General features: G+C 74.9%; 17 protein-coding genes. 16 read left to right on the top strand and 1 reads right to left on the bottom strand.

The features are described from left to right. Positions 1-3: 3 nt before the first annotated feature. The 15 genes from AC069X_RS05565 (at position 4) to AC069X_RS05495 (ending at position 18,936) form a co-directional block, all read left to right on the top strand. Positions 4-2,079, top strand: coding sequence for a hypothetical protein (locus AC069X_RS05565; RefSeq protein WP_478725409.1), 2,076 nt, complete (start codon positions 4-6; stop codon positions 2,077-2,079). A 320-nt stretch (positions 2,080-2,399) separates the two neighbouring features. Beyond that, positions 2,400-2,924, top strand: a complete 525-nt coding sequence (locus AC069X_RS05560; RefSeq protein ID WP_478725407.1) for a hypothetical protein — start codon at positions 2,400-2,402, stop codon at positions 2,922-2,924. Positions 2,925-3,337: 413 nt separating this feature from the next. Further along, entirely contained in the window at positions 3,338-5,488 is a 2,151-nt protein-coding gene (locus AC069X_RS05555; RefSeq protein ID WP_478725405.1) for a hypothetical protein, read from the top strand. A 93-nt stretch (positions 5,489-5,581) separates the two neighbouring features. Next, the gene (pelF, locus tag AC069X_RS05550) at positions 5,582-7,207 is read left to right on the top strand and encodes a GT4 family glycosyltransferase PelF (protein WP_478725403.1); all 1,626 of its coding nucleotides are present in this window, start codon (positions 5,582-5,584) and stop codon (positions 7,205-7,207) included. Then, positions 7,204-8,649, top strand: a complete 1,446-nt coding sequence (locus tag AC069X_RS05545) for a hypothetical protein (RefSeq protein ID WP_478725401.1) — start codon at positions 7,204-7,206, stop codon at positions 8,647-8,649. The genes pelF and AC069X_RS05545 overlap by 4 nt, the downstream gene beginning before the upstream one ends. 78 nt (positions 8,650-8,727) lie before the next feature. Then, positions 8,728-9,729, top strand: a complete 1,002-nt coding sequence (locus tag AC069X_RS05540; protein ID WP_478725399.1) for a GDP-mannose 4,6-dehydratase — start codon at positions 8,728-8,730, stop codon at positions 9,727-9,729. Between the two features lie 67 nt (positions 9,730-9,796). Continuing rightward, the gene (locus AC069X_RS05535) at positions 9,797-10,510 is read left to right on the top strand and encodes a nucleotidyltransferase family protein (RefSeq protein ID WP_478725397.1); all 714 of its coding nucleotides are present in this window, start codon (positions 9,797-9,799) and stop codon (positions 10,508-10,510) included. Between the two features lie 7 nt (positions 10,511-10,517). Then, positions 10,518-11,447: an NAD-dependent epimerase/dehydratase family protein gene (locus tag AC069X_RS05530; RefSeq protein ID WP_478725395.1), complete on the top strand. Its 930-nt coding sequence runs from the start codon at positions 10,518-10,520 to the stop codon at positions 11,445-11,447. Then, a complete protein-coding gene (locus tag AC069X_RS05525; RefSeq protein WP_478725393.1) occupies positions 11,444-12,106 on the top strand; it encodes a spherulation-specific family 4 protein in 663 nt (220 codons plus the stop codon). Before AC069X_RS05530 ends, AC069X_RS05525 begins: the two co-directional genes overlap by 4 nt. Positions 12,107-12,179: 73 nt before the next feature. After that, positions 12,180-12,677, top strand: a complete 498-nt coding sequence (locus AC069X_RS05520; RefSeq protein WP_478725391.1) for a DoxX family protein — start codon at positions 12,180-12,182, stop codon at positions 12,675-12,677. Between the two features lie 42 nt (positions 12,678-12,719). Continuing rightward, positions 12,720-13,985 (top strand): cytochrome P450 family protein, encoded by a 1,266-nt coding sequence (locus tag AC069X_RS05515; protein ID WP_478725764.1) that lies wholly within the window; start codon positions 12,720-12,722, stop codon positions 13,983-13,985. A 199-nt stretch (positions 13,986-14,184) separates the two neighbouring features. Next, complete coding sequence (locus AC069X_RS05510; RefSeq protein WP_478725389.1) at positions 14,185-14,622, top strand: hypothetical protein; 438 nt, start codon at positions 14,185-14,187, stop codon at positions 14,620-14,622. Between the two features lie 467 nt (positions 14,623-15,089). After that, positions 15,090-16,706 carry an alpha/beta hydrolase gene (locus tag AC069X_RS05505; RefSeq protein WP_478725387.1) on the top strand — a complete coding sequence of 539 codons (1,617 nt, stop codon included), beginning with the start codon at positions 15,090-15,092 and terminating at the stop codon, positions 16,704-16,706. A 66-nt stretch (positions 16,707-16,772) separates the two neighbouring features. Continuing rightward, positions 16,773-17,777 carry a BtrH N-terminal domain-containing protein gene (locus AC069X_RS05500; protein WP_478725385.1) on the top strand — a complete coding sequence of 335 codons (1,005 nt, stop codon included), beginning with the start codon at positions 16,773-16,775 and terminating at the stop codon, positions 17,775-17,777. Positions 17,778-17,874: 97 nt separating this feature from the next. Further along, the gene (locus AC069X_RS05495; protein WP_478725763.1) at positions 17,875-18,936 is read left to right on the top strand and encodes a chitinase; all 1,062 of its coding nucleotides are present in this window, start codon (positions 17,875-17,877) and stop codon (positions 18,934-18,936) included. 13 nt (positions 18,937-18,949) lie between these two features. Here the strand turns inward: AC069X_RS05495 and AC069X_RS05490 are convergent, their stop codons facing one another. Then, on the bottom strand, positions 18,950-19,924 hold the full coding sequence (locus tag AC069X_RS05490) for an MsnO8 family LLM class oxidoreductase (protein ID WP_478725383.1): 975 nt from the start codon (positions 19,922-19,924) through the stop codon (positions 18,950-18,952). Between the two features lie 219 nt (positions 19,925-20,143). Here AC069X_RS05490 and AC069X_RS05485 point away from each other — a divergent pair, with 219 nt between their 5' ends. After that, complete coding sequence (locus tag AC069X_RS05485; protein WP_478725381.1) at positions 20,144-21,484, top strand: ClC family H(+)/Cl(-) exchange transporter; 1,341 nt, start codon at positions 20,144-20,146, stop codon at positions 21,482-21,484. The last annotated feature ends 53 nt before the right edge of the window (positions 21,485-21,537 follow it).

The raw sequence follows: 21,537 nt of genomic DNA, 5'->3' as shown, positions 1-21,537 counted from the left end.
GCCATGCCGGACCCGCACCCGTCAGACCCGCACTCCGCCGCACGCACCCTCACCTTCAGCCGTGACTGGGCGGGCCTCTGCCGCAGCGGCCGCATCCTCGTCAGCATCGACCGGATCATCGAGGGCGACCCGCTCTCCGAGATCCTCGCGCACGAGACCGCGCACGACGTCCTGCTCAAGACCAGCCAACTGGGCCGGCTCCAGCTCGCCCTGAGCCCCTCCGCCATGGACCCGTGGCCGCCCGGGCCCGTCCGCGACAGGTGCGCCCGGCTGCTCGCGACCACGGTCCAGGCCTCCCGCTTCACCCACGAGGCGGTCGCCACCTTCCTGCCGGGCCTCCACGTCGAGCCCGCCGCCATGGAGGCCTACCGGGCCCGGCACCCGCAGGACTACCTCGACGCCGCCGGGGTCCTGGACTGGCTGCGCACCCGCGACCTGCCCGTGCGGACGCGGGAGCGGGTCGCCCTCGCCCTCGGCGGGCTCGCGCTCTCCGTCCCCGTCCTGGACGAGTGGCGGCCGCAGCGGCTCCACCGGCCGCAGCGGGCCGAACGCTGGTTCCGCACCCCGCGCAACCGGCCGGACCGCCGCTTCCCCGTGCTGTGCCGGGCCCTGGAGGCGCAGCCCGACGAGGTCCTGCACCGCCTGGCGCAGGCCGGCCCCGACGAGGCCGCCCGCCTGTGCGCGGACGTACTCCTCGACGGGGAGCCGCTCCCGTACGGCGGGCCGCCTCCCGGCATCCCGGACCGGGAATGGCTCGACGGGCTGGTGGACAACGTGATCGGCCCGCTCAGGGAGGACACCTCGCTGCCGGAGGAGGGCCGGGACCTGCTCTCCGGGATCTGGGCGCATCCGGCGTCCGTCATGCCTGGCCTCCAGCCCGCCCTGATGTCGGTCGTCCTCACGCAGACCACCTGCACGCACGGCCGGATCGACCGCGACCCCCCGACCGACGAACTGCACGGCTACCCCCTGGTCGAGGTGCTGCACAACGGCCTTCCCCAGCCGGTGCCGGGCGTGGAGCCCGTCGGCGGCGAACCGATGTGGCTGGAACAGGGCGGGACCGCCCTGTGGTTCATCTCGCCCTGGCGGGAACAGCGTGCCTGTCACCTGTCGCCGATGTGGCTGCACGAATGGCTGGAGGAGCTCGACGACGACACGACGCTGTGCATGCGCGACGGCGGCGACCTCGGCCGGATCGTGCTCGGCGACCGGCGGCTCGCCGGGCGCCGGCGCGTGGTCCTCCTCCAGCACCGGACCCCGCACCAGGCCCTGTTCGTCGAACTGCCGCTCCTGGGCCTCGACGAGGAACGCGGTCCGGTCACCATGACCGTCGCGCACTCCGAGTACGAGGACGTGGCCTACCTCATGCTCCGGCCGGAGAGCTCCTCTCCGGTGCTGATCGTCCCGACCGCCCGCGGCACCGCCGAACACGCGGCGCGGGCGCTGGCGGAGACCCGGGAGGGGGTCCGCTTCCGACGGGTGACCGGCCTGGAGGAGTTCGTCACCTCCACCGGGATGCTCCGGGACGTGCTGCGGGTGCTGCACAACTTCGAAGCCAGGCCGTGGCCGGACTTCCTGAAGCCCGCCGGGCACGCGGCCCCGCCCGAGCCCGCCCGCCGCCGCGCCGAAGCCGGCCTGGACCCGGTCGTGACGCGCGCGGACGCGGCGCAGGAGGCGTTCGAGAAGGGCCCGACGCCGGAGCGGTTCGCCGCGCTGGCCGCGGCCGTCGAGGAGCTGCTCGCCTCCCCGCTGCTCCCGGCCATCTCGCTGGGGTGGCGGATCCGGCTCCGCCAGGACGCGGCCACGGCGCTCTACGGCGGCTACACGCAGCTGCACGACGTCGGCATCCTGCGACGGGTGGTCGAGATCCAGCGGGAGCTCGTCTCGCTGCTGCCCGAGGACGCGGCCGAGCGGCCCCGGCAGCTGCGGACGCTGGCCGTCCTCACCCTGCACCTGCGCCACAGGACCGGCCAGGCCTCGCCCGGGGAGAGGCTGCTGGAGCTCGTGCTGACCGCGGAGGCAGCCGGGGCGCGGCGGCGGGACCGCCCCGGCGCCCAGGGCGCTCCGCGTCCGCGGTGATCCGGCCCGGGGCGGCCCCGTCCCACCGGCACGAACGCGCCGCGCGGGCCGGAAACGGACCGGTCCCGGGCGCCGGGGCGGGGCGGCGCGCCCGGCCGGTACGTCGGGTGCGCGCCAAACGGGCGGCCCGCACCCCGCCGAATATGACGCGCGACGTTTCCCGGCGGACACGGCACGTATGCTGCCCGTATACGGTGAGTGATCTTCCTTCACGGGTTCCCCGCAGCACCTCCCCGGGACGAACACTTCCGGCCGATCGCCGTCGGGCGCTTGCCGACGGGGCAGACGCCGTACGGACGTTCTGCCTAGCCTCCCGGGCCATGAGATCACCTCTGACGGGCCGCCTGGGCCTCGCCGCCGTCCTCGCCTTCGTCCTCGCCGTGTTCGGCCTCGCCCCGGCCGCGAGCGCCGACCCCGCGCCGGCCGCGCTGACGTTCAGCACCAGCAGTGCCACGACCACCCCCGGCGGCTCGGTGCAGCTGTCGATGACGCTCACCAACAACAAGAGCTACGACGTCTGGTTCGTCTACCAGACGATCGACCCCACCTGGCTGACCACCCAGCGTCCCGACCTGAAGTACAGCTTCACCGGCTGCTCCCTGGCCACCGCCTCCGGCAGCACCCCCTGTGCCGGCACCGGTCCCGCCAACCTCGGCGGCAACTACGGCGCCACCATCCCGCCCGGCCAGAGCCGCACCGTCACGCTGACCCTCCAGGTCGCCGCCGACTCCGGCTGCAACGGCAACATCGGCTTCTACAGCTACTACTACGCCGAGTTCAGCGACAGCAGCAACTCCACCGGCGGCCCGGTCTACACGCCCGAGACCCGCGTCCTCTGCGCCTGACACACGGCCGTCCGGCCACCGCCGCCGGGGTGAGTGGCCGAAAATGAACAGTGGCCGGGTTTCCGGTGGTCTCGACCGCCGGAGCCCGGCTCGCGGGCCCCTCGGGTCCGCCACGGCGCACCCCGCGGGGCCCGGACCAGCGCGCGACCCTCAGCGCGCCTCCGGGCTCCCGTGTGCGGGGCGCGGCCGGCCGGCCCGGGCCGCCGGACGGCCTCCGGCGTGCGCCCCCTTGTGCGCCTGCGGTTTTTCGCCGGTTTTTGCGACACCATCACAAACGCTACACAGAGACATCACCATGTGACGCGACGGATGCGTCGACGACTGGCTTCTGAGGGGGCGCCGGCGTCGCGCAAGGGGGTGCGTCCGCTCTGTGCGAGCCGTGCTCACCCCTGCCTGGGAGGGGACTTCACCGCATGAAGCGGAACATACGCACGGCCGTGCTCACGGTGGGCGCGCTCATCGCCGCACTCGGCCTGCCCGCGGGGGCGGCACACGCCGACACCCCCGCACAGCGCACCGACTTACGGGTGCTCGTCGTGAGCGACGGCGGGCCGACCACCGCCGCGATCGCGGCCGAACTGGAGTCGGCGGGCACTCCGTACACACAGGTCGACCTCACCCGGGCAGGCCGGCCCACCATCGACGCGGCCTTCCTCGCCGACACCGTCGACGGCCGGCCCCGCGCCAAGTACCAGGCGGTCGTCCTGCCCAACGACAACCCCTTTCCGGCCGGATCGGCCGAGATGACGGCCCTGGCCGCGTACGAGCGGACGTACGGCATCCCGCAGGTCGACGCCTACACGTACTCCCGGCCCCAGGTCGGCCTCCAGTACTTCGCGTCCGGCGGCTACGCCGGCAGCCTCGACGGCGTCCGGGCCGGAGTCACCGCCGCCGGTCTCGGCGGCCCGTTCGCCTACCTCGACGGCGCCGTGCCCTTCGAGGACAACTCGCCCTCCGTCGGCGAGAGCTACGCCTACCTCGCCCAGCCCGCGCCCGGCGCCGACTTCACCACCTACGTCGACGCGCCGATCCCCGGCACCGCCAGGCGCGGCTCGCTCGTCGGCGAGTACCGGCACGACGGCCGCCGCGAACTCGTCGTCACCTTCGTCTACAACCAGTACCAGCAGCAGTTCCGCCTGCTGGCGCGCGGCATCGTCGAATGGATGACCGGCGGGGTCCACCTGGGCGCCTCCCGCAACTACTTCTCCGTCCACGTCGACGACGTGTTCGCCGCCGACGACCGCTGGGACAGCGTGCTCAACTGCACCCCCGGTGACGTGGACTGCGCCAACGGCGCCGGCACCCCGAACCCGATCCGGATGACGGGCGCGGACGCCACGTACGCCGCCGACTGGCAGACGAACCGGAACTTCACCCTCGACATGGTCTACAACGGGGCCGGCAGCCTCGACCAGCGCGAGGACAACAACGGCGCCGACGAACTCGCCGACGTCCTCCTCGCCCAGCGCGACCGCTTCCGCTGGGTCAACCACACCTACACGCACGCCTACCTCGGCTGCGAACAGGACGTCAGCACCGTGCCCTGGAAGTGCGCCACCCTGCCGGACGGCTCCGTCAAGTGGGTCGGCCGCAACGCCATCAGCGACGAGATCGCCCTCAACCGCGTCTGGGGCCGGACCGCCGGACTGCCCCTGCACGACGACGAGCTCGTCACCGGCGAGCACTCGGGGACCAAGCTCCTGCCGCAGCAGCCGCAGGACAACCCCAACCTGGGCCCCGCCCTCGCCGACAACGGCGTCAAGTGGCTCGCCTCGGACAACTCCCGCGACCCCGAGCAGCGGCTCGTCGGCCCGGCCTCCACCGTCGCCCGCTACCCGATCAACGTGTACTACAACGCCGGCCGGGCCGCCGAGCAGACCGACGAGTACAACTGGATCTACACCCGCCGCTCGCAGGGCGGCAGCGGCATCTGCGAGGACCACGCCGACACCACCACCTGCCTGCCCGCCCCGCTGGACACGGCCACCGGGTACGCCGCGCACATCGTGCCGCAGGAAGTCCGCACCACCCTCGGCCACGTCCTGTCCAACGACCCGAAGCCGCACTTCATCCACCAGTCCAACCTCGCCGAGGAACGCATCGCCTACCCCGTCCTGAACGGGGTCCTCGACGGGTACGCGGCCCTCTTCGCGGACGACACCCCCGTGGAGAACCTGCGGATGAAGGACACCGGAGCCGAACTCCAGCGCCGCGCCGCCTGGAAGGACGCCGTCCGGGCCGGCCGGGTCACCGCGTACCGCATCGGCGACACCGTCACGGTCGAAGCCCCGAACGGCCTCGCGCTGCCCGCCACCCTGCCCGCCGGCACCCGGCAGGGCACCGCCGCCTTCGGCAGCCCGTACGCGGGCCGGGTCTCCGGCTGGACCGCCTCCGCCGGGACGCCGCTCGCGCTCACCCTGCCGGCGGCCACCGCCACGGCCGGCACCGGTGAGCGGACCGGCCCGGCCACCGCCCCGCGGCCCGGCCCGCAGTCCCTCCCCGCCCCGCGCACGTACGTCCCCGACGCCGTGCGCGAGGGCAGCTCCACCGCCCCCCGGGGCTGACCGGCGCACAGCGAGTCCCGGCCGCCACCGCGCGGCCGGGACGGCCAGGCCGCCCGCCCCTGCCACCCCACACTCCGGCCGTGGAGCCCACCCATGCACGTTCACCACGGCGCGCGGCGTTCCGCCGCGCCACGTGTCACCCTGCTCACCGAAGGCACCTACCCGCACAGTCACGGCGGCGTCAGCGTGTGGTGCGACCAGCTCGTCCAGGGCATGCCCGACATCGACTTCGACGTCATCGCGGTCACCGGCACCGGCCGCGAATCCCTCGCCTGGGAACTGCCCGGCCACGTGCGGGACGTCCGCTCGGTCCCGATGTGGGGAGACCCGCCCGAAGGCCGGCGGCCCCGCGGCCGCGCCGAACGCCGGCTGTCCGCCGCCTACGAGCGGTTCCTCACCGCGCTCCTCGACCCGCTCGCCGAGGCCGACTTCGCACCCGCCCTCTACACGATGGCCCGCGCCGCTGCGGACGGGCAGCTCAGTCCCTTCCTGCGCGGCAACCGGGCGGTCACCATCCTCGCCGCCGTGTGGAACCGCCCCGGCCTCGCCGTCCGCGCGTCCCGGCCCACCCTGCGCGACGCGCTCACCGCCACCACCCTCCTGGAGCACGCCCTGCGCCCGCTCGCCGCACCGCCCCCCGAACACGGCGTCGCACACGCCGTCAGCGGCGGCGTCGCCGTCCTGCCGGGACTCGCCGCGCTCGAACGGCACGACGTCCCGCTCCTGCTCACCGAACACGGCGTCTACCTGCGCGAGCGCTACCTCGGCTACCGCACCGCGCCCTACCGCTGGCCCGTCAAGGCCGTCGTGCTGGGCTTCTTCCGGCTGCTGGCCGAGGAGAGCTACCGCAGGGCCGCCCTCATCACCCCCGGCAACCGCTACAACCGCCTCTGGGAAGAAGAGGGCGGCGCCCACCCGGAGGCCATCCGCACCGTCTACAACGGAGTCGACCCCGCCGCGTTCCCGGCGGCCGGACCCGAACCGGACGTCCCCACCCTCAGCTGGGCCGGCCGGGTCGACCCGATCAAGGACCTGGAGACCCTGATCCGCGCCTTCGACCTGGTCCGGCGCGAGGTCCCCGAAGCCCGGCTGCGCCTGTTCGGCGGCACCCCGCGCGGCGGGGAGGCGTACCGCGAGCGGTGCGAGGCCCTGGCCGCCGAGCTCGGACACGCCGGAGCCGTCGTCTTCGAGGGCCGGGTCGACGACATCAAGGACGCCTACGCGGCGGGCAACGTCGTGATGCTCTCCAGCATCAGCGAAGGCTTCCCCTTCACCCTCATCGAAGCCATGTCCTGCGGCCGCGCGACCGTCTCCACCGACGTGGGAGGCGTCCGCGAAGCCGTCGGCGACACCGGGCTCGTGGTGCCGCCGCGCGACCCGGAGGCCATGGCCGCCGCCGCCCTGGAACTGCTCGCCGACACCCCGCGCCGCGCCGAGATGGGCAAAGCCGCCCGCCTGCGGGTCATCGAGCAGTTCACACTGCGCCAGACCATCGACACCTTCCGGTCCATCTACCTGGAACTGCCCACCCTCGCCCGCCCCACCACGATCCCGTCCCGCCTCGTCACGGCGGCGCCCGCCCCGCGCACCGCCACGGCCGCACCGGCGGCCGCCCGCCCGCACTGCCCCGCACCCGCGTGGGCCGGCCAGGCAGGCGCCCCCGCACCCGACGAGACCGCCGCCCCGGCCGTCTCCGGCACGGAGAGCCTCGCCGGATGAGCGGGCCCCTCGACCTCGAACCCCGGGGCGGACAGGACGACACCCTGACGCTGCGCCTCGCCGTACCCAAGCGCCGGGCCGCCGCACAGGGCGACGCCGACCCCGTCACCCTCGGCCTGCGGCTGCCCGACCCGGTGACCCTCGGCCTGCGCCTGCCCCGGCCCCCGGCCCACGAGGAGGCCGTGAACCGGCTGGCCGCCGAACTCGCCGACCGGGTAGGCCCCGCCGTCCACCCCTACGAGGTCGCCGCCCTGCTGGAGGCCGACGGCCTGTCCGCCGACACCATCCGCACGCGCTACGGCCACCCCGACATCTTCTCCCTCGCCGCCGCCCTGTACGCGCGGGTCCCCAGGGTCTTCCCCGACCCGCCCCCGGCGCCCGACCCCTGGCGCCCCGACCACCTGCGCTGCCTGCTGCGCGGGGTGCTCTTCGCCCTGCCCGCCCTCGCCTACCTGCTCACCGCACCCCTGTGGCAGCCGGGCCGCCACGCCGGCGCGCTGATCGCCGCGGGCATCGTGTCCTGGGCGTGGGGCCAGGCCCTCGGCCACCGCGCCTACCTGTGGATGGTGGCCGGGCGCCGCGAGTCCGCCCGCGCCCTGCTGCGCGGAGCACCGCTCGGCGCCGCGCTCGCCACGGCCGCCGCGGCCGTCACCGCCCACGGCTCCCCGGTCCTGTGGGCGGCGGCCGCGCAGTCCCTCTACCTCGCCGCCGCCGGCGTACTCCTCGTCCTGGGACGGGAACTCCTGCTGCTGGCCGCCCTCTCCCCGCTCCTCGCCGGCGCCGCCGCCCTGCCCTGGTGGGAACCCGGCCCGCCGCTGCGGGCCGGGGCGGTCCTCCTCGCCCTCGCCGCCACCGTCGCCGCCGCCGGCCTGACCCTGCGCAGCGAGTACGCGGCGCCGCCCGCGGCCGGCGGGGGCTCCGGGCCCGCGCTGCTCCGCTCCCTGCCCTACGGCCTGTTCGGACTGGCCGCCGCCCTGCTGGTGCTGATGGCCGGCCGCCGCGAACCGTACGCGGTGATCGTCCTCACCCTCAGCATGGGCCCGGCCGAATGGCTCCTCTACCGCTACCGGGGCCTGTCCGCCGCCGCCCTCGGAGCGTCCGCCACCCCCGGCGGGTTCCGGCTGCGTTCCGCCGGGGTGCTCGCCCTGTGCCTGCTCGGCTACGCCCTGCCGCTGCTGCCCGCCGCACTGCTCACCGGAGCCGGCCCCGCCACCCTGCCCCTGCTCGCCGCCACCCTCTGGACCGCCCTGCTGCTCCAGGCCTTCGGGGAGGCCTGGACACCCGCCCTGATCTGCCTCGCGGCCGCGGCCACCGCCGGCGCGGTCACCCTGCTCCGGCTGCCCCCGGGGCCGTCCGTCCTGCCGCTCTGCTGCGCCGCCGCGGCGCTGTGCCTGACCGGGTGCACGCTGCGGCTCCTCGGCCGGCCCGCCGCCCATGCCTGACGGCCCGGCCCCGCCGCCGCACCCGTACCCACCGCACCCGCACTCGCACCCGCACCACCCACCGAAAGGAGAGGTCGGTTGACCTCCGCACCGCTCGCAGCCGTCACCGGCGCCGAAGGCTTCATCGGCTCCCACCTCACCGAGACCCTGGTCGCACGGGGATACCGCGTCAGGGCCATGGCCCAGTACAACTCCTTCTCCTCGTACGGCTGGCTGGAGACCCTGGCCCCCGACGTCCTCGACCAGGTGGAGATCGTCCTCGGCGACGTCCGGGACCCCGGCTCGGTCCGCGGACTCCTCGAAGGCGCCGAATGCGCCTACCACCTCGCCGCGCTCATCGCGATCCCGTACTCCTACCGGGCCCCGCACAGCTACGTCGACACCAACGTCACCGGCACCCTCAACGTGCTGGAAGCGGTCCGCGCCCTCGGCACCCCCCGGCTCGTGCACACCTCCACCAGCGAGACGTACGGCACCGCGCAGACCGTCCCCATCACCGAGGACCACCCGATCAACACCCAGTCCCCGTACGCCGCTTCGAAGGCCGGAGGCGACCGGCTCGCCGACGGCTACCACGCCAGCTTCGGCACCCCCGTGGTCACCCTGCGGCCCTTCAACACCTTCGGACCCCGCCAGTCGATGCGCGCGGTGATCCCCACCGTCATCGGCCAGGTCGCCGCCGGCGAGCGCGTCATCACCCTCGGAGACCTGCGCCCCACCCGGGACTTCAGCTACGTCAAGGACACCGCCGCCGCCTTCCTCGCCGTCGGCACCGCACCCGCCGGGCAGGTCGTCGGCCGCACCTTCAACTCCGGCACCGGCACCGAGATCTCCGTCGGCGACCTCGTCGCCCTGACCGGCAAGGTCATGGACGTCCCGATCGAGGTCCGCGAGGACACCGAGCGGCTGCGTCCGGCCGCCTCCGAGGTGATGCGGCTCGTCGCGGACGCGAGCAGGCTCACCGCCGCCACCGGCTGGGCCCCGCGCCACACCCTGGAACAGGGCCTGGCGCACACCGTCGAGTTCTTCCGCGACCCCGCCAACCTCGCCCGCTACAAGACCGGCATCTACAACGTCTGACCACCGCGGCCCCATCCCCCCACGTCCCCCCACCACGGCTCATCACACACGACAGATGGAGGAACCCGTGTACGCAGTGATCCTGGCGGGCGGCAAGGGCGTACGGTTGCGCCCTTACACGACTGCCCTGCCCAAGCCCCTCGTCCCCATCGGCGACCAGCACGCCATCCTCGAAATCGTGCTGCGCCAGCTGTCGACCGCCGGATTCACCCGCTGCACCATAGCCATCGGCCACCTCGGCGAGATCATCCGCGCCTACGTGGGCGACGGCTCCCAGTGGGGGATGAGCGTCGACTACGCCACCGAGGAGAGCCCCCTGGGCACCATGGGCCCGCTGCTCAACCTGAAGGACCGGCTCCCGGAAAGATTCCTCGTGATGAACGGCGACGTCCTCACCGACCTCGACTACGCCGACGTCCTCCACCGCCACGAGGCCTCCCGCGCCCCGCTCACCATCGCCACCTACGCGCGCAAGGTCCACATCGACTTCGGCGTGCTGACCACCGACGCCAGCCGCGTCGTCGGGTTCACCGAGAAGCCCAGCATGGACTACCGCGTGTCCATGGGCGTGTACGGTCTGAGCCGCGACACCCTCGACGGCTACACCCCCGGCCTGCCGCTCGGCTTCGACGAGCTCGTCCTCGACCTCCTCAAGGCACAGAACCCGCCCCACGCCTACGAGTTCGACGGCTACTGGCTCGACATCGGACGCCCCGACGACTACGACCGGGCCAACGCCGAGTTCACCAGCCGCAAGTCCCTGCTGCTCAAGGGAGCCTGAGCACCTCATGCGCATCCTCGTCCTGGGCCCCACCGGATACCTCGGGGCCCACGTCGCCGACCGGCTCCGCGCCCTGCCGGACGTCCAGGTCCTCCACGCCGGGCGCTCACCCGCCGCCGGCCTCTCCATCGACCTCGCCGCCGACCGCACCGGGCGGCTGGCCGAGACACTGGCGGCGGCCGCCCCCCACGCCGTCGTGAACTGCGCGGGCGCGACCGGCGGCGACCCGGTCACGCTCGCCGAGGTCAACGCCCGGGGCCCCGCCGTGCTGTGCGCGGCCATGCGGGAGGCCACCCCGGCCGCCCGCCTGGTCCACCTCGGCTCGGCGGCCGAGTACGGCCCGGGCGCCTTCGGCGTCCGGGTGGCGGAATCCGCGCCCACCCGCCCCGTCACCCCGTACGGGGCCACCAAACTGGCGGGCACGGTCGCGGTGACCGCCTCCGGCCTGGACGCGGTGGTACTGCGCGTGGGCAACCCGGTCGGTTCCGGGGCCCCGGCCACCGGCCTGCCCGGCCGGCTCGCCGCCCTGCTGGGCACGGCCGGCCGGGACCCGGAGGCGGTGCTGCGGCTCGGCGACCTGTCCGCCCACCGGGACTTCGTCGACGTACGGGACCTGGCCCGCGCGGTGGAACTCGCCGTCACCACCCCCGGCCCGCTGCCGCCCGTGCTCAACATCGGCTCCGGCGAGGCCGTGCCCGTCCGCGAGCTGGTGCACGCACTGGCCCGCCTCGCGGGGTTCCGGGGACGGGTCGAGGAGGACGCCGGCGGCACGGCCGGCTCCACCCGCTCCGCCGAGGTCTCGTGGCAGTGCTCCGACATCACCGCCGCGGACCGGGCACTGGGCTGGCGCCCGGACCGGAAGCTCGACGACATGCTCGCCTCGCTGTGGGGCGCGGATGCCAGCACGGGGGCCCGCGACGGCAGCCGCGTGCCATGAGCCTGCTGGTCCCCCTGTACGTCCACCCGGCGGAGGACCCGGGGGCCTGGGCCGCGCTGATCGGGGCGGCGTCCCGGACCCACGCGGTGGTTCTCAACCCCGCGAGCGGCCCGGGCCCGCGCCCCGATCCCGCGTTCACGGCGGCGGCCGCGGCCCTGCGCGCGGCCGGCGCCCGGCTCCTCGGCTACGTCGACACCGCGTACGGGGACCGGGAAGGCGCAGAGCTCCACTACGAGATCCTCCGCTACCAGGAGTGGTACGGCGTCGACGGCTGCTTCCTCGACCGGGTGACGGCGGAGCGGGACGGGCTGCGCGCCTGCCGCCGCCTGGTCCGCTCACTGCGCCGGCTCGGCGCGACGACCGTCGTGCTCAACCCGGGGGTCCACCCCGCGCCCGGCTACCTGCGCCTCGCCGACCTCGTCGTCACCTTCGAGGGCGACTGGTCCACGTACGTCGCGGACTTCAGCCGCCCCGGCTGGACCGCCCGCCACCCGCCCGACCTCTTCTGCCACCTGGTCTACGGGGTCCCCGAACCCCTCGTCCCGCTCGCCGTGCGCACCGCCCGCGACCGCGGCGCGGCCGTCTGCGGCCCCGTCACCGGCGCCCTCCCCAACCCCTGGACGCGGCCCACCCCGGCCCTCACGGACCCGGACGGATGACCTCCGCGCCCGGTCAGGGGCGGCCCCGCGCGCCCCCCGCCGCCGACCGCCCGGCCCGTGCTTCCATGACGGCGTGCGGACCACACCAACCCCCTGTGACATCGGCCTGCCCGTGCTGCGCCTGGTGCTGGGCGCCATCATGGCCGTCCACGGCACGCAGAAGCTGTTCGGCTGGTTCGACGGTCCCGGCCTCAAGGGCACCGGCGTGTTCTTCGGCAGGGCCGGCTACCCGGCGGGCGAGACCATGGCGTTCGTCGCCGGACTGACCGAGACCCTCGGCGGCCTCGGCCTGATCCTCGGCCTGCTCACCCCGCTGGCCGCGGCCGCCGTCGTCGGCATCATCATCAACGCCATCGCCGTCAAATGGGCCGGCGCCTTCCTCGGCCAGGAGGGGATCGAGTTCGAGTCCCTGATCGTCGCCTCGGCCGTCACCCTCGCCCTCACCGGCCCGGGCCGCTACGCCGTGGACCACTTCCTGCCGGTCCTGCGCGACCAGCGCCCGCGCCACGGCGTCGCCGCCCTCATCCTGGCGGTCGTACTCGCCGCCGTGGCGCTCCTGCTGCGCGACTGACCCGCCGGGCATCATGACCGGGTGACCACCGACTCCGGCGGCATTCCCGCCGACGGCCCCGCCGAGACCCCGGCCGACGGCCCGGGAGGGCCGCGGGTCCGGCTGCCGTACGCCGATCCCGCCTTCGTCGCGGACCCCTTCCCGCTGTACCGGCGCCTGCGTGAGGAGGCCCCCGTACACCGCGCGGTCATCGCGGGCGGCCTGGAGGCCTGGCTCGTCACCCGCTACGAGGACGGCCTCGAAGCGCTCTCCGACCCCCGCCTCGGCAGCGACGTCCGCGACGCCACGGACCTCCGGCTGCTTCGGCAGCTGCCCGCCACCGAGCGCGAGGCGATGCTCGGCAACATGCTCCGCAGCGACCCGCCCGACCACACCCGGCTGCGCCGCCTGGTGTCCCAGGCGTTCACCGCCCACCGGGTGGCCGGGATGCGGCCCCGGATCCAGGCCCTCACCGACGGCCTGCTGGACGCCCTCGTCCCGGCCGGCCGCGCGGACCTCGTCGCGGACTTCGCGCTGCCCCTCCCGGTCGCGGTGATCGGCGAACTGCTCGGCGTGCCGCCCGACGACCGCCTCGACTTCCAGCGCTGGACGGACCGCCTGATCACCCGGGGAGCGGAACCCGCCGACCCCGCCGTGGTGGAGGAGGCGTGGGGGTACATGCGCGCGTACGTCACCGGCCTCATCCGCGACAAGCGGGCCGCCCCCGGCGACGACCTGCTCAGCGGCCTGGTCACCGCCCGCGACGAGGAGCGGCGGCTGAGCGAGGACGAGCTCATCGCCATGGTCTTCCTGCTGCTGGCCGCCGGCTACATCACCACCGTCAACCTGATCGGCGGCGGCCTCGCGATGCTGCTCGCCCACCCCGGCCAGCTCGACCGGCTGCGCGCCGACCCCGCCCTGCTGCCCGGCGCGATCGAGGAGTTCCTCCGCTACGACGGCCCGGTCAGCCCCGGCATCGCCCGCTTCGCCCGCGAGGACCTGGACATCGCCGGGACACGGATCCCGCGCGGGGCGACCGTGCTGATCGCCTCGGCCATCGCCGACCGCGACCCGGCCCGCTTCCCCGACCCCGACCGACTCGACATCACCCGGCAGGACAACGCCCACCTGGCGTTCGGCCACGGCGTCCACTACTGCCTGGGTGCGCCGCTGGCCCGGCTGGAAGCACAGATCGCCATCGGCGCGGCCCTGCGCCGGCTCCCCGGCCTCGCCCTCGCCGTCCCCGCGGACGAGGTCCCCTGGCGCCCCGGCGGACTGCGCGGCCCCCAGACCCTCCCGGTGACCTTCACACCGGGAGACACCCCCTAGTCCGGGCGGCTGTGGGTGGCGGTCCGCCACCCCGGCGGAGGCCCTTCTCGCTTCGGATGCGGGCGCGTTGGCGTCGTCGTGCCCGGCCCTGATCGCCCTGCTGCCCGGCACGCACCCGTACGGTGCAAGACTGGGCACCTGTTCGACGGAGGCGCGAGGCCTTCGTGTGGCGTTCGGGGGGACTGTGCGCAGGTTTGGAGTGGCGGCCGCGGCTGCCGGTGTCGTACTGCTCGTGACGGGGTGCGCCGGTGAGGGCGGTGTGAAGGTGGAGGCGGCCACGGTCGCGAAGGAGCTCGACGCGGCCGCGACCGCGGCCGGGTTCACCAAGGACCCGTCGGTCGACACGGTGGGGTCCAAGGCCAAGGAGTGCAAGGTCGACTGGGCGGTGGACGACCCGGGTCAGTCCGCCGATCCGGGGAAGTCGTTCGCGGACACGATCGCCGGCCTGGTCGGGGCCGGCTGGACCGAGGGCAAGAGCGACCGGAAGGGCGACCTGGACGTGAAGGTCGTGACCAAGGGCGACTGGGAAGTGCGGGGAGTGGCCGACCTGGGCGTGGGAATCAAGGCCGTGGTGTTCTCGGGCACCAATACGTCCTCGGAGTGCCTCCCGCTCCTCATCGCCGACCTGGGGAACTGACGGCCCGACGGTCGGGGCCCCACCAGCCCCGTCTCACGCCCGTCGAGGGCCCGGGTCCGGCTCCGCCCCCGGTACGAGCGCGACCCGAACGGCCGCACCGCACCGCGGAGGTGGACGGCTTGGCCGTCCGGCCGGAGCCGGGCCCGGGACCGGCCGTGGACGACACGCTCCGGCCGTCTTCCCGTGCGCCCGCCCGTCGCCCACCCCGGGTCCCGCGCACGGGTGCTTTCCCTCCCCGGCCCGGGAGGGACGGCCCCGTCGGGGGAAACCTCCCCGGACGGCGGCGCGTCCCGCGCGCCCCGCCCGGCGGCAGGAGCGCCCAGCTCCGGATGTGTAGGCACCCGCTCCCGGCTGTCCCCGCGGGCCGGGTGGTGCGAACCTGGCCACGCCGCCCGGCCGAGCGAGCACGCCCGCGAGCCCCCGATCGCGGCACTGCCATGACGACCCGTCACAGAGGAGCCCGCCGCATGCAGAACCGTTCACCCGCCGCGCCGCGCAAACGAGTGGTGTGGGGGACCACCCTCGTCCTGACCGCGGTCACCGCCCTCTTCGGGGCCGCGCCCGGGGCCGCGACGGCGGCGCCCCCCGCCTCCTCGCCCGTCCCCGTCCTGTCCTGGGCCCCCTGCGACGGCCCCGGCGCCCCGGGCGACGGCTTCGAGTGCGCGACCGCCCGCGTACCGCTCGACCACCGCGACCCGGCCGGGCGCACGATCGACCTCGCCGTCACCCGGAAGCCCGCCGCCGACCCCGCCCGCCGCACCGGCGTCCTGCTGCTGCACCCCGGCGGCCCCGGCAACTCCGGCGTGGACTTCGCCCGCAACAGCTACGGCAACCTCCCCGCCTCCCTCCGCGACGCCTTCGACGTCGTCGGGTACGACATGCGCGGCGTGGGGCGCAGCGGTCAGGTGGAGTGCTGGAACGACAAGGAGTACGCCGCCGCCGTGGACGCGGCGCGCGGCGTCCCCGGGCCGGGGGCGCTGCGGGGCGCGATCCGGCAGGGCCTCGACTTCGCCACCGCCTGCCGGCAGCGGGCCGCTGACCTCGTGCCGTACATCGGCACCGGCTCGAACGCCAAGGACATCGACCTGCTCCGCCGGGCACTCGGCGAGGAGCAGCTCACCTTCTACGGCCGCTCGTTCGGCAGCTACGTCGGCACCGTCTACGCCGCGCAGTTCCCCCGCCGCGTCCGCGCCATGGTCCTCGACGGCGCCTACGATCCCCGCACCTACGCGGACCTGCCCTACGCCTACGACGCCGCGCAGTTCACCGCCCTGGACGCCGCGGTCGGCCGCTTCCTGGACTGGTGCGCGCGGGACTCCGCCGCGTGCGGGTTCGGCGACGGCCGGCCGCGCGAGGCCTTCGAGGAGCTCAAGCGGGCCCTGGACGCCGACCCGGTCGTCACCGCCAACGGGCGCCCGGCCACCGGCTACACCCTCGCCTACCGCCTGATGTTCAACATCAACTCGGGCAAGGAGATCTGGCCCCACCTGGGCCAGGCCCTGCGCTCGGCCCAGTTGCGCCAGAGCACCTTCCTGCTGAACCCGCCCTCGCCCGGTTCCTTCGACTTCCTCAACGTCAACCTGGCCGTGGAGTGCGCCGACCGCGTCTACCCGGCGAGCCCCCTGCTGCTGGGCGCCGTGGTCGGTGCCGAGGCGGCCTCGGCACCGCTGCTGGGACCCGCGATCGGCTTCGGGCCGCCCACGTACGACCACAACCACGCGCCCACGTGCGCCCAGTGGCAGGCCGAGCGCCCGAGCCGCCACGAGGGCTCCTACCGGGCGGCCGGCTCCGCCCCGATCCTGGTCCTCGGCACCACGGGTGACCCGGACACCCCGTACCAGGACGCGGTGACCCTCGCCCGGACGCTGGAGAACGGCCGCCTGCTGACGTTCGACGCCGAGGGACACACCGCCTACAACCGGAGCGCCTGCGTCAGCGCCCTGGCGACGCAGTACCTCGCCACCCTGGCGCTGCCGGCCCTGGGCACGGTCTGCGCGGACGAGGCGCCCCCGGAGGCGGCCGGCCGCCGCACCACCGCCATCGAGGCCGACGAGACGCGCGATGTGATCCCGGCCCTCCGCTGAGCGCGGGCCGCCCCGCCGGGGGCGCGGCCGGACACCGGCCGCGCCCCCGGCGGTTAGGCTCACCCCATGACTGTGCTCGTATACGAAGACTTCGGCACCGGCCGCCACCGCGAGGCCTCGCTGATCAGGCACGCCCTGGGCAGCGTCCACGACGAGGAGCTCGTGGCCGGACTCGCCGGCGGAATCGGCTTCATGTACTTCGTGTTCGAGTACGAGGGCCGCCTGCCCATCCTCACGATCGTGGCCCAGGCCCACCCCGAGCCCTGGGTACAGGTCGCGCTCGGGCGCCTCGGGATCCCGTACGAGGCCACCCGCGCGATGAACCCGCGCTGGGGCCGGGTGCGCGCCGCGCTGGACGGCGGCCGGCCCGCCTTCTGCGTGGTCGACCGTTCCTCCCTGCCCTGGCACGCGGCCGACCCGGACGCCGAGATGACCGGCACCGACCCGTACACGGTCGTCATCGCGGGCTACGACGGCGACGACCTGCTGATCGAGGACGGCGCCGAGACCCCCTACCGGATCGACCGCGAGGAGTTCGGCGCCGCCTGGACCGCGCACCGCAAGGGCCGCCACCAGCTGATCGTGCCCACCGGGCCCGCCGAGGGCGAGCCGGACGTGGCGGGGGCGATCGCCTCCACCGTCACCCACCTCACCGGGCCGGTCCTGGGCAACAAGTTCGACGTGAACTTCGGTTTCACCGGCATGCAGAAGCTCGCCGCCCAGCTGCGCGACGCCACCACCAAGACGGGCTGGGAGCGCCGCTTCGGCGGTTCGCCCGAGGCCCTGCGCGCCGGCACGGGGCGGCTGTACGCCTGCCTGGAGGAGGAGTGGACGGCTCCGGGTGCGACCCGGCCCCTGTACGCCGACTTCCTCGACCTCGCCGGCCGGTCCGAGGCCGCCGGGCTCTTCCGGGAGTCGGCCGGCCACTGGTCGGAGCTGGCCCTGCTGGCCCGGGACGCCGACCCGCAGGCCGGGACGGAGGAGCGGCGGGAGCTCTTCGACGCCTGCGCGGAGCACGTGGACCGCTGCGTGGAGCTGGAGGGCCGGGCGGTCAGGGCACTGGAGAAGTAGGAGGGCCGCGCACCCTTGACGGATGGATGGTCTGGACCAACCCTACGTGGTGGCGCGCCACTGCCCGGCGCGCACGGACGAAGGGAGCCCCCTCGTGATCCGTCGGACCATCCGCCTGCTCGGCCTCGGCCTCGGACTCGCCGCGCTCTGCGCGCAGTTACCCGCCGCGGCCGCGGCCGAGCCCCCCGGCCCGCGCGCCCCGGACACCTGCGCGGTGCAGCCGAGGCCGGCCGGCAAGGTGCTCCAGGGGTACTGGGAGAACTGGGACGGCGCCGCCAACGGAGTCCACCCGCCGCTCGGCTGGATCCCCGTCACCGACGGCCGCATCCGCGCCCACGGCTACAACGTGGTCAACGCCGCCTTCCCGGTCATCCGCTCCGACGGCACCGTCCTGTGGGAGGACGGCATGGACAGCACCGTCAAGGTGCCCACCCCCACCGAGATGTGCCAGGCCAAACAGGACGGCCTCACCCTGCTGATGTCCATCGGCGGAGCGGCGGCCGGCATCGACCTCGGCTCCGCCGCCGTGGCGGACCGCTTCGTGGCGACGATCGTGCCCATCCTGAAGAAGTACAACTTCGACGGGATCGACATCGACATCGAGACCGGCCTCGTCGGCTCCGGCAGCATCACCCGGCTCTCCCCGTCGCAGGCCAACCTGATCCGCATCATCGACGGCGTGCTCGCGCAGATGCCGGCCGGTTTCGGGCTCACCATGGCCCCGGAGACCGCGTACGTCACCGGCGGCAGCGTGGCGTACGGCTCGATCTGGGGCGCGTACCTGCCCGTCGTCAAGAAGTACGCCGACAACGGCCGGCTGTGGTGGCTGAACATGCAGTACTACAACGGCAGCATGTACGGCTGCTCCGGGGACTCCTACTCCGCCGGGACCGTCGCCGGCTTCAAGGCGCAGACCGACTGCCTCGACCGGGGCCTGGTCGTCCAGGGCACCACCATCAGGGTGCCCTACGACAAGCAGGTCCCCGGCCTGCCGGCGCAGCCCGGCGCCGGCGGCGGCCACATGGCGCCCGCGACGGTCGCCCAGGCGTGGAACTCCTACGGCGGCCGCCTCAAGGGCCTCATGACCTGGTCGGTCAACTGGGACGGCTCCCGGAACTGGACCTTCGGCGACAACGTCAAGGCCCTTCAGGGCCGTTGACGGCGCGCCCTCCTCAGGCCCCCAGGTGCTTCCTGATCAGCTCGTACGAGCGGACGCGGTCGCGGAAGTCGTAGACCGGGGTGGTCAGCATCAGCTCGTCCGCCCCGGTCTCGCCGGCCAGCTCCGCGAGCCGGCCGACGACGGTCTCCGGAGTACCGACGGCCTGCTGGGCACGGAAGCCCGCCAGGGCCGCCCGTTCCTCCGCGGTGAAGGGGTGGGCGGCGGCCTCGGCGGGCGTGGGGAAGGGCATGTCGCTGATCCCCTTGAGCAGCCCGGCCTTGACGACGTTCATCGGCCCGCCCCGCCGCCGGGCCTCCTCCTCCGTCTCGGCGCACACCGTCTCCACGCACAGCAGCACCCGGGGCCGCTCGCACCAGCGGGAAGGGGCGAACTCCGCCCGGTACCGCTCCAGGACCGCACGGGTGTTCTCCGGCCGGATGTGGTGGGCGACGGCCACCGGCAGACCGAGCTCCGCGGCGAGCGCCGCCCCGGCGGTGCTGGACGCCAGCAGCCACGGCTCGGGCAGCGGGCCGAGCGCGACCTCCTCCACGAGGAAGGACAGGATCGCGGCGACGTCGTCCCGGTACTCGGCGTCCGTCGTCGGTCCCGCTCCCCGGCGCAGGGCGCGCGCGATGCCCTCGTCGAAGGTGCCGGGGCCGCGGCCGACGCCCAGGTCGATGCGGTCCTCGTGCAGGGCGGCCAGCGTCCCGAACTGCTCGGCGAGCGTGAGGGGCGCGTGGTTGGGCGCGAGCACGCCGCCCGAGCCCAGCCGGATCGCCGAGGTGGAGGCCGCCGCGTGCGCGGCCAGCACCACGGGCGGGAACGCCCCGATGGCGGGGGAGTGGTGGTGCTCGGCGTACCAGACCCGGTGGTAGCCCAGCCGTTCCATCTCCTGTGCGAAGGCCGCGGTGTCCCGCAGCGTGTCGACGGCCCGGGTGCCGGTCTGGACCATCGCGACCTCGAGCGCGGAGAGCGGTATGTCGATCATGTCCGCCAGCATAGGGACAGGCCGCGCCGCGGAAGGCCACGATGATCCCTTTTGCGCCACGGGCCCGCCCCGGCCGCGACGTCCTCCACCGGCACGCCCGTGACCGCTTCAGCCGGTCGGGCGCCTCGCGGGGGCGGTACCGGCGAGCTTCGCGGCGGCCGGTGTCCCCAGGGGCCAGGCTCGGACGACGTTCCGTACGGCTCGGTGGGGAGGCAGCGCATGCCCGGTGCTCGGCCCGGTGCGTCCGGTTCCCGGCGCCCCCGACCGGTGACGGCGGGCGGCAGGGCCCGCGAGGGGTACCGCGCCTACCTGATCGCCGTCCCGGCGGGCTGCCTCGTGGGGCTGGTCGGCGGCGCGTTCCGGTGGTGCCTGGAGGAAGCGGCCGCCCTGCGCGCCGGGATGCTGGAGGCCGCCGACCGCCTGGGCGGCGCCGGCCTGCTGATCCCGGTCGCCCTGGCGGCGGCGGGCGCTGCGCTGGCCTGCGCGATCGCCCGGCGGGTCCCGCACGCGGCCGGCAGCGGGATCCAGCACGTCGAGGCCGTGTGGCGGGACGAGGCCGATCCCGCCTCCCGCTCGCCGTGGCTGCTCCCGGCCAAGTTCGCCGGCGGCCTCGTCGCCATCGGCTCGGGCCTGGTGCTCGGGCGGGAGGGCCCGATCGTGCACATGGGCGCCTCGATCGGCTCCGAGACCGGCCGCCTGACCCGGCTGGACCCCGAGGACACCCGGCAGCTGCACGCCGCGCTCAGCGGCGCCGGCCTGGCCACGGCGTTCACGGCCCCGCTCGGCGGGCTGCTGTTCGTCTGCGAGGAGGTGACCCGCACGGTCCGGCCCCGCCTGGTCCTGCTCACCTTCGTCGGCACGGCCTCGGCGCTCGCGTGCTCCCGGTTCCTCGTCGGCGACGGGCCCGTCTTCCCGGTCCCGGCGACGCCGTTCCCCCCGGTGTGGACACTGCCGCTCTTCCTGCTGTTCGGGGCGGCCGCCGGGGCGCTGGGCGCGGCCTACAGCGGGCTCGTCGTGGGCATGCTCGCCGTCTGCGACCGGCTCACCCGGGTGCCGCTCGTGCTCCGGGCCGCCGTCATCGGGGCCGTCGTCGGCCTGCTCATGGCGTACGACCCGCTGCTGGGCGGGGGAGGGGACCCGCTGAGCGAGAGCCTGCTGGCCGGCGGAACTCCCGCCGTGACGGTACTGGCCGGCTACTTCGCCGTCCGGTTCGTGGCGGGCCCGCTCAGCTACGCGGCCGCGACCCCCGGCGGTCTGTTCGCCCCGCTGCTGGCCCTGGGAGCCCTGTGGGGGACCTTCGCCCACGCGGTCACGGCCCCGCTGCTGCCGGAACACTCCGCGGGACCGGGCGCCTTCGCGGCCGTCGGGATGGCGGCCCTGTTCGCCGGGGTGGTGCGCGCGCCGCTCACGGGCGTCGTCCTGGTCCTGGAGATGACCGGTGCCGTCACGCTCGTCCTTCCGCTGCTGGTCGCCTGCTTCGCCGCGGCACTGACCGCGGACCGGATGGAGAGCGAGCCCGTCTACGACAGCCTGCGGCGGCGGATGCGGGAACGCCCCTGACGGGGCGGAGGGTGATCGTCGTCCGAAAGACCGCCCCCGGGGCGGCGGCGCTG

This window comes from Streptomyces sp. NPDC043896, from assembly GCF_056435605.1.
Note: the sequence above shows the minus strand (reverse complement) of the source record. Positions and strands in the feature narration are given on the sequence as shown.